The sequence below is a fragment of the Flavobacterium sp. PLA-DH12 genome (genome assembly GCF_059511845.1).
On sequence record NZ_JCAMPD010000002.1, the window covers coordinates 488,663 to 501,744 of the forward strand.

General features: G+C 34.7%; 11 protein-coding genes. 2 read left to right on the top strand and 9 right to left on the bottom strand.

The window, feature by feature from the left end; translation table 11 throughout:
• Positions 1–9: 9 nt before the first annotated feature.
• From AC5ZCW_RS05330 to AC5ZCW_RS05340, 3 genes are all read right to left on the bottom strand, one after another.
• On the bottom strand, positions 10–864 hold the full coding sequence (locus tag AC5ZCW_RS05330) for a fumarylacetoacetate hydrolase family protein (RefSeq protein WP_111423052.1): 855 nt from the start codon (positions 862–864) through the stop codon (positions 10–12).
• A gap of 258 nt (positions 865–1,122) precedes the next feature.
• Entirely contained in the window at positions 1,123–1,887 is a 765-nt protein-coding gene (locus tag AC5ZCW_RS05335) for an SDR family NAD(P)-dependent oxidoreductase (RefSeq protein WP_111378815.1), read from the bottom strand.
• Between the two features lie 39 nt (positions 1,888–1,926).
• Positions 1,927–3,582 (bottom strand): UxaA family hydrolase, encoded by a 1,656-nt coding sequence (locus AC5ZCW_RS05340; protein ID WP_496118347.1) that lies wholly within the window; start codon positions 3,580–3,582, stop codon positions 1,927–1,929.
• 171 nt (positions 3,583–3,753) lie between these two features.
• Between AC5ZCW_RS05340 and AC5ZCW_RS05345 the strand changes: the two genes are divergently transcribed.
• The gene (locus tag AC5ZCW_RS05345; protein ID WP_496118349.1) at positions 3,754–4,650 is read left to right on the top strand and encodes an AraC family transcriptional regulator; all 897 of its coding nucleotides are present in this window, start codon (positions 3,754–3,756) and stop codon (positions 4,648–4,650) included.
• A gap of 147 nt (positions 4,651–4,797) precedes the next feature.
• On the opposite strand, the gene AC5ZCW_RS05350 is transcribed toward AC5ZCW_RS05345, so the two are convergent.
• The 5 genes from AC5ZCW_RS05350 to AC5ZCW_RS05370 form a co-directional block, all read right to left on the bottom strand.
• Complete coding sequence (locus AC5ZCW_RS05350; RefSeq protein ID WP_496118351.1) at positions 4,798–5,577, bottom strand: L-fucose dehydrogenase; 780 nt, start codon at positions 5,575–5,577, stop codon at positions 4,798–4,800.
• A 276-nt stretch (positions 5,578–5,853) separates the two neighbouring features.
• Positions 5,854–7,539 carry a sodium/sugar symporter gene (locus tag AC5ZCW_RS05355; protein ID WP_343540604.1) on the bottom strand — a complete coding sequence of 562 codons (1,686 nt, stop codon included), beginning with the start codon at positions 7,537–7,539 and terminating at the stop codon, positions 5,854–5,856.
• Positions 7,540–7,789: 250 nt separating this feature from the next.
• Positions 7,790–8,851: a UDP-glucose--hexose-1-phosphate uridylyltransferase gene (locus tag AC5ZCW_RS05360; RefSeq protein WP_496118353.1), complete on the bottom strand. Its 1,062-nt coding sequence runs from the start codon at positions 8,849–8,851 to the stop codon at positions 7,790–7,792.
• Positions 8,852–8,867: 16 nt separating this feature from the next.
• Entirely contained in the window at positions 8,868–10,028 is a 1,161-nt protein-coding gene (galK, locus tag AC5ZCW_RS05365; protein ID WP_496118355.1) for a galactokinase, read from the bottom strand.
• A gap of 29 nt (positions 10,029–10,057) precedes the next feature.
• A complete protein-coding gene (locus tag AC5ZCW_RS05370) occupies positions 10,058–11,110 on the bottom strand; it encodes an aldose epimerase family protein (RefSeq protein WP_496118356.1) in 1,053 nt (350 codons plus the stop codon).
• Between the two features lie 107 nt (positions 11,111–11,217).
• On the opposite strand from AC5ZCW_RS05370, the gene AC5ZCW_RS05375 reads away from it, so the two are divergent.
• Entirely contained in the window at positions 11,218–12,210 is a 993-nt protein-coding gene (locus AC5ZCW_RS05375; RefSeq protein WP_496118357.1) for a GntR family transcriptional regulator, read from the top strand.
• An 82-nt stretch (positions 12,211–12,292) separates the two neighbouring features.
• Here AC5ZCW_RS05375 and AC5ZCW_RS05380 read toward each other — a convergent pair whose 3' ends face one another.
• A complete protein-coding gene (locus AC5ZCW_RS05380; RefSeq protein WP_343540598.1) occupies positions 12,293–12,982 on the bottom strand; it encodes an NUDIX hydrolase in 690 nt (229 codons plus the stop codon).
• Between the last annotated feature and the right edge of the window lie 100 nt (positions 12,983–13,082).

The window sequence follows — 13,082 nt, forward strand, 5'->3', positions numbered from 1 at the left end:
ATCTAAAATTTATCCTTGATAAGCTACAGCAGTTTGCTTGCTTGTACCTAAACCTTCAATTCCTAATTCGATTACGTCACCCGCTTTAATGTAAATTGGATCTGGCTTAATTCCTAATCCAACTCCTGGAGGTGTTCCTGTACTGATGACATCACCAGGAAGCAAGGTCATAAACTGGCTTAAATAATGAACCAAGAAAGGAATTTTGAAAATCAAGTTCGAAGTATTACTGTTTTGGAACGTTTTCCCGTTTACTGTAAGCCACATTTTAAGATTATTTACATCGCCAACTTCGTCTGGAGTTGCCATAATTGGTCCAAGAGGAGCGAAAGTGTCAGAACCTTTTCCTTTTGCCCATTGTCCACCACGTTCGATTTGGAATGCTCTTTCGCTATAATCATTCAAAAGGCAATATCCTGCAATGTAGTTTGGTGCATCTTCTTCAGAAACGTAACTTGCTTTTTTACCTACAACAAAAGCTAGTTCAACTTCCCAGTCTGTTTTTTCGCTGTTTTTTGGAATGATCAAATTGTCATTTGGTCCGCATAAAGAAGTCGTAGATTTGAAGAAAATAATTGGTTCTTCTGGAATTGCAGCGCCTGTTTCTTCGCAGTGATCCACATAATTTAATCCGATGCAGATAATTTTTGATGGACGCGCTACTGGTGAACCTAAACGTACTGAATCGCTAACTTCTGGTAAAGAAGGATTATTTTTTAAGGCTTCTTCTAATTTTGCTAAACCATCATTTTCAAAAAAAGCTTCGTTGTAATCTGTAACGATAGACGAAACATCGTATCTTTTTTCATTTAGTAAAACTCCTGGTTTTTCCTTTCCTTCTTCTCCAAATCTAATAAGTTTCATATTTTAATTTTTTTAGTAATGTGTATTGTTTTTTGCCACAGATTAAAAGGATTAAAATGATTTTTTTTAACTGTGTTTAATTTTTTTTGCCACGAGTTACACTAATTTTCTCGAATTTTAATTTGTGGAAATTGGTGAAATTGCTTCGCCTATTCGCTATCGCTCGGGTCGTGGCTTATTTTTTTGCACGCAGATTTTGTAGCTCGAGCAGAATTTTTTAAATCCTTTTAATCTTTTAAATCTGTGGCTAAATAATTTTTAGTTATTCAATTTAATAAATCCACCATCAATTGGATAATCTGAACCTGTGATGAAAGATGATTCGTCGCTGCATAAGAATAATGCTAAAGTTGCGATTTCGTCTGGTTTTCCCATACGACCAATTGGTTGTGATTGTGATAATTTCTCGAAAATCTCTTCTTCTTTTCCAGGATAATTTTTAGCGATAAATCCGTCTACAAAAGGTGTATGAACTCTCGCAGGAGAAATAGAATTACATCTGATTTTATCATTCAAATAATCTTTTGCAACCGATAAAGTCATGGCCATTACAGCGCCTTTTGCAGTAGAATAAGCAAAACGATCTGGAATTCCAACCCAACACGCGATTGAAGCTAAGTTCAAAATCACACCTCCGCCAGAATTTCTTAATGCCGGAATAGAAGCATGAAGACAGTTGTAAACCCCTTTTACGTTTACATTCATAATACGGTCAAAATCAGATTCTGAAGTTGTGTCTACTTTTCCAACATGCGCAATTCCTGCATTGTTTACCAGAATATTGATATTTCCGATTTTTTGGAAAGTTGAATTTACTTGTTCATGGTTTGAAACGTCGCAAGCATGAGCAAAAACATTTCCGCCATTTGATTTGATTTCTTCAACCGTTTCTTTTGCACTTTCTTCAGTCAATTCTAAAATATGAACTTCAGCTCCTTGTTTAGCAAATAAAACCGAAATCGCTCTTCCGATTCCGCTTCCACCGCCAGTGATAATTGCTTTTTTATTTTGTAATGAAAACATTTTATATAAATTTTTATAAGTTATTTTTAATTGAGTCTTTTACAAAGATACGCCGCGTTTCCACGGAATAAAATCGTCTTGGTTTAATTGAACCGCTTTCGGAATAATTTCGCCGCTTGCCGCTTTGATGCAATATTCTAAAATTTCCTCGCCCATTTCCTCAATAGATTTTTCGCCACTAATGATTGGTCCGCAGTCAATATCGATAATATCTTTCATTCTTGTTGCTAGAACAGAGTTTGTTGCCACTTTAATTACAGGACAAACGGGATTTCCTGTCGGAGTTCCCAATCCTGTAGTAAACAAAATTAAAGTTGCTCCAGAAGCTGCTTTTCCTGTTGTCGCTTCAACGTCATTTCCTGGCGTACAAACCAAACTTAAACCTGGTTTTGTAACCAATTCGGTATAATCTAAAACATCAACAACGGGAGAAGTTCCGCCTTTTTTGGCCGCTCCAGCACTTTTGATGGCGTCTGTAATTAATCCATCTTTAATATTTCCAGGAGAAGGATTCATATGAAAACCAGAACCCACTTTATGCGCCAGTTCATCATAAGATTCCATTAAATCTATGAATTTTCTAGCTTTGTCCTCGGTAACACATCGGTCAATTAAGTTTTGCTCTGCACCACATAATTCTGGAAATTCAGCCAAAAGAATTTTTCCGCCTAAAGCTACGACTAAATCAGAAGTATAACCCACAGCAGGATTTGCAGAAACACCGCTGAAACCGTCACTTCCGCCACATTTTACGCCAATGCATAAATCGCTCAAAGGAGCATCGGTTCTTTCGTATTTATTGATTTCAATTAAACCTTCAAAAGTTTTTTTGATGGCATTGGTAATCAGAACTTCTTCGCTTTCTGTTTGTTGCTGTTCAAAAATAAACAACGGTTTGTCGAACTCTGGATTTTGTCTTTTTACATCATTTACAAAATCCTGAACTTGTAAATGCTGGCATCCTAAACTCAAAAGCGTGATTCCGCCCACATTTGGATGATTGGCATAAGAAGCCAATAATGCACTCAAAGTAGAAGCGTCCTGACGCGTTCCGCCGCAGCCGCCTTGGTGATTTAAGAATTTAATTCCGTCCACATTTTCAAAAACACGTTTGTTTTTTGGAGTCGGATTTAATTCAATATTAATATCATTAATGTCATTTCCGTTCAAATAACCTTCCAGTAATTCGTGCGTAAATTGGTTGTATTTGTCTGTTACAGCATAGCCCAATTGTTTGTGTAAGGCTTCTTTGATAACATCAAGATTTCTGTTTTCACAAAAAACAGTCGGAATAAAAAGCCAGTAATTTGCCGTTCCAACGCGTCCGTCTTTTCTTTTGTAACCTTTAAATGTTCTGTTTTCAAACTTAGAAACATCAGGTGCATTCCATTCGTAAGAAGCATTTCTATAGGCGTAAGGATCTGCGGCGTGTTTAAGGTTTTCAGTCGTCATTAAACTTCCTTTTGCCACATCGTTTTGCACTTTTCCAACCAAAACACCGTACATATTCACTTCTTCTCCCTGCTTCATGTCCTGCATGTAGAATTTGTGTTTGGCTTTGATGAGGTCTTGTAAAACGTAAGTCTCGTTTTCAAAATGAATCGAATCGTCTTTTTGAAGATCGGTTAAGGCAACCAATACATTATCATCTGGATGCAGTTTTACAACCAGTTTTTTTGTGTTATTCTCAGACATTGTGTTGTTTGTTTTTTTTCTTTTTTTGATGTCACCGCTTTCGTTTTATACAATTTAATCCTCTGATTTTGTATAGAATTAGGGCAGTTAACGAAAAATAAAATTAGCTTTTTTATATATTGCTTAATAGTCTAATATTATCCGTATCTAATCTTTAATTATCTTTGCAGTATGAAATTGGAACAAACCAAAATAGCGTCTTATCTCAATACCAAAGTTTCGGTGCTGAATCGTATTGAACCTTTTTTTCAAGCGCCTTTTCATTCGCATCCCGAATTGGAATTAGTGTATGTAAAAGAGAGTTATGGCAAACGAATTATAGGAAATTCGGTAATGCCTTTTGCGCCTGGCGATATGGTTTTTTTAGGTTCTGATATTCCGCATGTGTGGCTGAATGATGAAAAATATTATCAGGGAATTGAAGATTTAAAGGCCAATTCGATTGTCGTATATTTTCATAAAGATATTTTTGGACCGACTTTTTACGAATTAAAAGAAACTCAAAAAATCAACGAGCTTTTTCTTCAAGCTGGAAAGGGAATTTCGATTATCGGAAAAACGAATAAACAGATTGCTAAAAAACTGGAGAAATTAGTTTCTAAAAAAGACTTCGAAGTTATTGTTGGACTTTTTGAGATTTTGTCTATTCTTTCCGAAAGTCAGGATACGATTTATATTAATGACGAAATTTACTCTTTGATGCAGAAAGATTCGAAAGTAGATCGTCTTTCGGAAGTTTTTCAATATGTCAACAAAAATTACAAAAAGAATATTTCCTTAGAAGAAATTGCCGCTGTCGCAAATATGACAAGAACGTCTTTCTGCAGAATGTTCAGGATAAAAACGAAAAAGAATTTTGTGGATTATCTGCACGAAATCCGAATTTCGAATGCCTGCAAATTGATGCTGGAAACGGATAAAAGTATGTCTGAGATTGCTTATGAATGCGGTTATAAAACAGCTTCAAACTTTAATAAACTCTTCAAAAAAGTTAAAGGAATTACGCCTTCAGATTTTAAAAACAATGCGAAGGTTAATTTTGCCACTCCCGATAGCTATCGGGAATAAAGATTAGAAGGATTTTTAGAATTAAATCTGCTTGATCTGCCAAATCTGCGTGAAAATTAAAAAGTTGCCACGAATTGCACTAATTTCCACGAATTAATTTTCTAAATAAAAATTCGGGTTAATTTGTGGAATTCGTGGCAAAAAAAATTAAATAGATCGATCTAAATGTGTATAACCACCATCAACATAAATAATCTGTCCCGTTGTATGGCTTGATTTTTCAGACAATAAGAAAACCACCATATTTGCAATTTCTTCTGCGGTTGTCATTCTGTTTTCTAGCGGAATATTTTTGGTGATTGCAGCCAATTTTTCCTCTTTGTTTTCAAAAGTATTGATCCACGTTTCGTAAAGGGGCGTGTAACATTCTGCCACAATTACTGCGTTTACACGGATGCTATATTTCAATAATTCAACTGCCCATTCTCTGGTTAAAGCATTTCTTCCTCCATTTGAAGCGGCGTAAGCTGAGGTTCCACCTTGACCTGTTTCGGCAGTTTTAGAACCGATGTTTACAATTGCTCCTTTAGATTCTTTAAGGTATGGAAGTGCGTGCTGTGCCATTAAATAATAGTGCACTAAGTTTTTGTGAAGTGAAGCAGCGAAATCTTCATAATTTCCGTTTTCTAATCCAACACCGTCATTAACGCCGGCATTGTTTACTAGTCCGTCAATGCGGCCGAATTTTGCGATTACGGCTTCAACGGCTTTTTTGCAGTCTTCTGGTTTTGTTAAATCGGCGGCAACTTGGTGCGCTTCTTTTCCACTGGCTTTTAATTCTTCTACGGCTTTGATGTTGTCATTTTCGTTACGTCCAACGATAAACGGAATGGCATTTTCTTCGGCTAAAACCTTAACGATTCCTAAACCGATTCCTTTTGCGCCTCCAGTAACGATAATGATTTTTTGGGTTAATGATAACTGCATGATATTAATATATTATAATTTAAATTCTGTTTAATATTTTTTGCCACAGATTATAAAGATTAAAAGGATTTTTTAAATCCTGTTTTGTCAGGCTGAGCGAAGTCGAAGCCCGATTCCAATTGGAACGCCCTTCGACTTCGCTCAGGGTGACAAAATAAAGCGAATCATTTTAGTCCGTAGCTTTTATTTCTATTTTAAAACTTTTTTAAAAATTTACAGCTGTTGTTCATGACAAACAACAGCTGTAAAAATAGAGAGAATAGAACTGATAATTTATTACCAGAACTTAACATAAAGCGCAACAATAATCAATAATGTAATTACGATTAAGACTGTTGTTTGCGGTTTAACTTTAAACATTCCAGGTTCTGTCTCGAATGCTTTAGGGTTTACTTTTGGTCCAGCGAAACTTATCAGAATCATGGCAATCATTGTAAATAAGAATGATAATCCCATACAGATGTGGAACGGAATTTCAAAAGCTCCTTTTCCATTAGAGTATGCTGTGTATAAAAGTGTGTCGTTTCCAAATAAAGCTGGAGCATATTCGTTGAATAAAACAGATAATAAGAATCCTAAAATTACTCCCACGATTGCCGCTGTTCCAGTAGTTCTTTTCCAGAACATACCTAAGAAGAACATAGCAAAAACTCCAGGGCTGATGAATCCAGTATATTTTTGGATATAAGTAAATCCACCAACACCACCAATTCCTAGAACGTCATTCCAAGTAAATAAAACAGCTAAAAGCATTGCAGCAAAAACGGCAAGTCTACCAATATTTACCTGTTGTTTTTCGCCAGCTTCTTTTTGAATGTATTTTTTATGAATATCTAAGGTATAGATTGTAGAAATACTATTTACTTTTCCAGCTAAAGACGCTACGATTGCAGCTGTTAGGGCAGCTACAGAAAGTCCTTTTAATCCAGTTGGAAGGAAGGTTAAAACAGCAGAATAAGCTCCATCTTTTCCTCCAACTAATTGAGGCAAATGTCCGTTTGTGTATAAAACATAAGCAGCAATACCAGGAAGCATTACGATAAGTGGCATTAATAATTTTAACATACCAGCAAATAAAATACCTGTACGAGCTGTTTGTAAGTCAGCACCAAGGGCTCTTTGCGTAATGTATTGGTTACATCCCCAGTAATTTAAATTGATGATCCAGATACCAGCAGCGTAAGACAGCAATCCAGGGAAAGTTAAATATTTATCGATTTCCAGCTGAGAAGATGCGGCAGTTGGTTTTGGGATAATCATTTTGAAATGCTCAGGAGCTTCTCTCATTAAAACCTTGAAACCAGCGATTGCATTTTCGCCCACTCCAAAATATTGTCCAACAGTTGTTAAAGCAATATAAGAAGTCACCAAACCTCCAATGATTAATACTGCAACCTGAATAACGTCTGTATAAGCTACAACTTTCATTCCTCCAAGAGAAATAAATAAAGCAAAAACAGCTAATCCGATCATAATAGCGTGAAGATATTCTCCTCCCGCAAGACCGTTAATAGCAACAGCCCCTAAATATAGAATAGAAGTCAAGTTTACAAAAACATATAAAAATAGCCAGAAAACAGCCATAATCAAAGCAGTAGACTCGTTGTAACGCGTTTTTAAGAACTGTGGCATCGTGTAGATCTTGTTTTTAAGATATACAGGAATAAACCATACGGCCACGATAATAAGGGCTACAGCAGCAAGCCATTCGTAAGCAGCAACTGCGATTCCTAAAAAGAAACCTTCACCACTCATTCCTATGAATTGTTCTGCAGAGATATTAGAAGCAATAAGAGAAGCTCCAATTGCCCACCAAGTTAAATTTCCTTCAGCCAAAAAGTAAGCTTTAGCATCTTGTTCGTCTTGTTTACGTTTGCGATAAACGGTGTAACCGTAGACAGAGACTACGATAAAATAAATAATAAAAACCGCATAATCTGCGAAAGCGAGGTTTTGGTTCATTGTTAGTAGTATTTTAAAAAATTATTATAGGGTTGTTTGTTTATTTGGTTCTAAATCAGTTTTTGTGTTGTGTAATCTTGTTAAATATGCAAGATGTGTTTTATTTCTGTTATTTTTTTGCGAAAAAAAAAGCAGAAGCCAAATGTAAAATAAAAATTTATAAATCAACCATCAGTAAATGTGTTTTTTACATTTATCTGATTGAAATTGTGTTAAATTTTTTTAGTTTTAAGCTTTATTCAAAAACAAGTTATTGGGCTTTTACTAGACTTTTGTAATGTACGTCTGAAAGCTGTCTTAAAATTTCGGCACTTTTTTCAGGTGTAATATCACGTTGCGATTCGCCCAACATTTCGTATCCTACCATAAATTTCTTTACAGTTGCAGATCTTAACAATGGCGGATAAAAATGCATGTGGAAATGCCATTCTGGATGCAGTAAACCATCTGTTGGCGATTGGTGAATTCCTGAAGAATATGGAAATGAAGTATTAAACAAATTGTCGTACTTCGTTGTTAACTGTTTTAATATTTTCGCGAAAGCGGTGCTTTCTTCGGCAGTAAAACTGGTGATTTTGTTTATGGCTCTTTTGCTTACAATCATCGTTTCGTATGGCCAGATTGCCCAAAACGGAACTAGTGCAACAAAATGATCATTCTCGATTACGATACGTTCACCAGCTTTCAATTCAGCTTTAACATAATCTTCCAATAATGTTCTTTCGTTTTTATCGTAATATGATTTTAAGCTGTTTTGTGTTTTTTCAACCTGAGTCGGTAATGAAGACTGCGCCCAAATTTGCCCGTGCGGATGCGGGTTGCTGCAGCCCATTACACTCCCTTTGTTTTCAAAAATCTGAACGTGGTTAATGTATTTGATGTTTCCTAAATCGGTATATTCTTTCTGCCAGGTTTTGATGATGTTTTCAATATCAGCAATTTCCATTTCTGGCAAAGTCAAATCGTGTCTTGGTGAAAAACAAACCACTCTTGAGATTCCCTGCTCTGGTTTTGCTTTGAAAAAAGTATGTTTAATATCGTCTTCAAAAATAATTTCGTCCTGCTTCATGGCAGCAAAATCATTTTCAAAAACAAAACTGCTTTCGTATTGTGGATTATTGACTCCATTGGCACGAACATTTCCTGGACACAAATAACAAGTTGGGTCGTATTTTGGAAGTTCTTCTGTAGAAATAGTTTCATTTTGTCCTTGCCAAGGACGTTTTGCACGATGAGGTGAAACCAATACCCATTCGTTAATTAATGGATTGAAGCGTCTGTGCGGATCTTCGTTAATGTCAAAATTTTTCATTGTACTGTGTGTGGTTTTAAAGTAGCGTTGTTCCGTTAGAGATTTTTACATCATAGAATTTTAATTCAATTCCAAATGTATCTAAATAAAGCTTCGAAAACTTACGCTTAACCTCATTTTCATGTCCTTTTTTAACTAAATTGATGGTGCAGCCGCCAAAACCGCCTCCCATAAGTCGAGAACCAATAATGGCATTGTCTTCTTTTGCTGTATCAACAAGCATGTCTAATTCTTCGCAGCTTACTTCATATTCTTTTGATAATCCGTAATGAGTTTCAAAAAGTAATTTTCCTAACTGTTCAATATTTCCTTGATCTAAAGCTTCGCACGCTTTGATAACACGATTGATTTCTTTTACCACAAAATGAACTCTGCTGAACACTTTTTCAGTCATTTTATCTTTAAGGCTCAAAACCTGTTCTTCTGTAGCATTTCTAAAAGTTTTTACTTCTGGAAAATGGTTTTTTATAATAGATAAACCTTCTTCGCATTCAATTCTTCTGGTATTGTATTCTGATGTAAAAAGAGAGTGCTTTACATTAGAATCAAATAAAATCAGAGAATAATCTTTAAAGTCGGCATTATGATATTCAAAATCTAAAGTATTGCAGTCTAGTTGAATTACTTTGTTTTCAAGACCATGAACACTTGAAAATTGATCCATAATTCCGCAGTTGATACCAACCCAGTGTTCTGCTTTTTGTCCTAATAACGAAATGTCTTTTTTCTCAATTTTTAAATCAAAAAGAGATTTAATTCCGAAAATCATCCCGCATTCTAAAGCCGCAGAAGAAGATAATCCGGAACCAACCGGAATATTACTGCTGAAAGCACAGTTGAAACCATCAAACGAAAATCCGTTGTCCTGCAATTGTTTAATAACGCCTCGAATATAATTTGTCCAAACCACATCGCTCAGTTTTACTTCTTGAGTCAAATCGATTTCAAATTCTTCGTTTAAATCGATAGCGATTATTTTGGAAGTTTTAGTGTTGTTTTTTTCAAAAGCAAAGCAAATCACTTTGTCAATTGCAGCAGGTAAAACATAACCGTCATTGTAGTCAATATGTTCTCCAATAATGTTGATTCTGCCTGGAGAAAGTACCGTTTTCTGAGGAGTAGATCCGAAAGATTTCTCAAAAAAAGCAACGGTATTTTGTATTAAAATATCATTCATTATAGTTGCGTAATTGTGGTATTGTATAGTTAGTTTAAGGTTTCAAATTTGTAGAGCGTTTTTTGGGTGTATTCTTCTCCTTTTCTCAAAACAGCATTTGGAAAATGATTTTGATTTGGAGCATCTGGAAAATTCTGCGTTTCAAAACAAATACCGCTTTGAGCATTGTAATCTACATTTTCTTTTCCCTTCAATTTTCCGAAACAGTTTCCACCAACATATATATGTACGCTTGGCTGATCGGTGTAGACATTCATTCTCAATTTGTTTTTTAAACTGATTAACTGTGCTACGATTTCAGTTTTAGAGTTTACCACAAAAGAATTGTCAATTGGAAACGGACAGTTTTTAGGTGTTCTAAAATCAAAATCATGATTGTTCAAATCGGTATAATTTCCGGTTGGAATATTGTCTGGATTTGTTTCCAGCATTTTTGCCGATTTGATAAACATCTGCTGTTCCAACACATTTCCATCGTGTCCATCAAGGTTAAAATAGCTATGATGCGTCAAATTGATAACAGTATCTTCTGTTGAGGTTGCTTTGTATTCTAACTTCAATTCATTTTCTTCAGTTAACGTATAAGTCAAATAAACCGTCATTTCGCCAGGGAAATTTTCGTCTAAATGTGCACTCAAAAGACCAAAAGTAATTGACGGGTTTTCGCCAGAAGTTGCATTAACAACACTCCATGCTTTTCTTCCAAATCCCATTACTCCTCCGTGAAGTGTGTTGCCGTTATTGTTTCCGTCTAGCTGAAACTTTTTATCGTCAAGACTGAAAGTAGCATTATGAATACGACCGGCATAACGGCCAACCGTTGTTCCAAAATAAGGAGCGCTTGGTAAATTATAGGATTCTAAATACGATTCTAAATTATCAAACCCTAATACAACATCGATTAACTTTCCGTCTACTGGAATTTGGATCGAAGTTACCGTTGCGCCATAATTGATGACTTGAACTTTCATTCCATTTTTATTAACTAAATCAAAAGAATAAATTTCTTCCTTATTGGGCATTAAACCAAACAATTTGCAATTGTGAGTCTCTTTTAAATGCGATATGTGTTTTATTTCCATATAATTTTTAGCAAAAATGAAATCCAAAAATAGAAACATTTTCTATATTTGCATACCAGTACCTACCAGTTTTTAATTATAATAGTCAAAATGACTTTATCGTAATCATGATTTCAATTCAAAATAATATTGGGTTGCCAAAATATAGGCAGATAATTCTTTCAATCGAAAAAGCGATTGAAGAGGGGAATTTAACTAAAGGTGATCGACTTCCGTCAGTCAATAAAGTTTGCCTAGCTTTTTCTTTATCTCGAGATACGGTCTTATTGGCTTATGATGAATTGAAGAAAAGAGGGATTATTTATGCTATTCCGGGCAAGGGTTATTATGTTAAAAGTGTTGAAATCACTATAACTCAGAAGATTTTTTTACTTTTTGATGAGTTGAATATTTTTAAAGAAGATATTTATAATTCGTTTTTAAAAAACATTGGAAAAAATGTGCAGGTTGATATTTTCTTTCATCATTTTAATGTTCAGGTTTTTAAAAAACTGATAAATGATAGCAACGGGAATTATACAAAATATATTATCATGCCAACGAACTTAAACGATATCGTCGATTCGATAAAAACCCTACCAGTAAGCGACGTAATTATCTTGGACCAGACCAATCCGGAGTTAAAAATGTTTCCAGCGATTTATCAAAATCACCAAAAAGATATTTATGAAGGCTTAATGAAAGGCAAATCCCGATTGTCTAAATACAAGAAACTAATATTGATTTTTCCTGGTTTTAGAGAACCTGCTGGAATGAAATTAGGTTTTGAATCATTTTGCCAAGCCTATAGTTTCGATTATGAAATTATCTCAGATTTCAGCAACCAATCTATTGATTTTGGAGACTTATATATTATTCCTCATGATCGAGATTTGCTTTTGGTTATAGAAAATGCAATGGGCAGAAACTTAAAATTAGGAGAAGATTTTGGTATTATATCTTATAATGAAACTCCACTGAAGAAAATTGCAGCAAACGGAATCACGACGATTTCGACCAATTTTGAATTGATGGGAAAAATTCTAGCCGATATGGTTCTAAAAGGAATAAAAGAGCAGATCGAAAATAAATCTGCTCTTATATTGAGGAATTCTTTATAAATTTCTCCCGCAGATTTAGCAGATTTTTTTTGAAAATTGATCAGTCAAATCCATTAAATCTGCGAGAGAATAAATAAAACTCTTATAAATTGAGTGCAAAGTTGTTTTGCAGTTTTTCTTCGTATTTCTCCTTATTAAAGGTATATAAATAAGAACCTTTTCGAGAGGACTGCATGTCTTTTTCGTCAAGTTTGTTTAAAATATCAAGCGAATTAATTTTGCTGATGAAATTTCGCTTGTCCAATTCTTTGCTTAGAATAGCTTCGTACAATTCCAAAAGCTGGCGCATGGTGAATTTTTCAGGAAGCAATTCAAAACCAATTGGTTTTACAGAAGTTTTGTAACGAAGTCTCTTTATAGCATTTTGAACCATTTCGTTGTGGTCAAAAATTAAGTTTGGAGCGTCGTTAATTGGAAACCATTCTGCATGGTAATTTTTAATCAATTCAGCATTGTGGTTCTCGATATTAATTAAAGCAAAATAAGAAACCGAAATGGTTCTTTCTACAGGGTCACGATCAATTTCGCTGTAAGCATACAGCTGTTCCATATAAATATCGTTCAAACCTGTATACGTATTTAAGATTCTGGTTGCGGCAGCATCTAAAACTTCATCACGCTTTAAAAACCCTCCAATCAAGGACCATTTTCCTTTTTCAGGTTCAAAATCTCTTTTAATTAAAAGGATTTTCAGACCATCATTATCAAAACCGAAAATGATGCAGTCTACCGCCAGTAAAACTTTATCAGCAGAGCTATAACTATTTAGCATATATAATTAATTTGGATGGGTAAATATATAAACTTCTTAAAAGGTTTCATAATTATTAATGTAAGATTTACACTTAATTATGGTTTGTTACGAAATAAGT

What these genes read in the sequence shown, in the direction of transcription:
- AC5ZCW_RS05360 (WP_496118353.1), bottom strand. Translation starts at nt 8,851, where the DNA reads ATGAAAAATTTTGACATTAACGAAGATCCGCACAGACGCTTCAATCCA.
- AC5ZCW_RS05340 (WP_496118347.1), bottom strand. Translation starts at nt 3,582, where the DNA reads ATGTCTGAGAATAACACAAAAAAACTGGTTGTAAAACTGCATCCAGAT.
- AC5ZCW_RS05350 (WP_496118351.1), bottom strand. Translation starts at nt 5,577, where the DNA reads ATGCAGTTATCATTAACCCAAAAAATCATTATCGTTACTGGAGGCGCA.
- AC5ZCW_RS05370 (WP_496118356.1), bottom strand. Translation starts at nt 11,110, where the DNA reads ATGGAAATAAAACACATATCGCATTTAAAAGAGACTCACAATTGCAAA.
- AC5ZCW_RS05345 (WP_496118349.1), top strand. Translation starts at nt 3,754, where the DNA reads ATGAAATTGGAACAAACCAAAATAGCGTCTTATCTCAATACCAAAGTT.
- galK (WP_496118355.1), bottom strand. Translation starts at nt 10,028, where the DNA reads ATGAATGATATTTTAATACAAAATACCGTTGCTTTTTTTGAGAAATCT.
- AC5ZCW_RS05380 (WP_343540598.1), bottom strand. Translation starts at nt 12,982, where the DNA reads ATGCTAAATAGTTATAGCTCTGCTGATAAAGTTTTACTGGCGGTAGAC.
- AC5ZCW_RS05330 (WP_111423052.1), bottom strand. Translation starts at nt 864, where the DNA reads ATGAAACTTATTAGATTTGGAGAAGAAGGAAAGGAAAAACCAGGAGTT.
- AC5ZCW_RS05335 (WP_111378815.1), bottom strand. Translation starts at nt 1,887, where the DNA reads ATGTTTTCATTACAAAATAAAAAAGCAATTATCACTGGCGGTGGAAGC.
- AC5ZCW_RS05355 (WP_343540604.1), bottom strand. Translation starts at nt 7,539, where the DNA reads ATGAACCAAAACCTCGCTTTCGCAGATTATGCGGTTTTTATTATTTAT.
- AC5ZCW_RS05375 (WP_496118357.1), top strand. Translation starts at nt 11,218, where the DNA reads ATGATTTCAATTCAAAATAATATTGGGTTGCCAAAATATAGGCAGATA.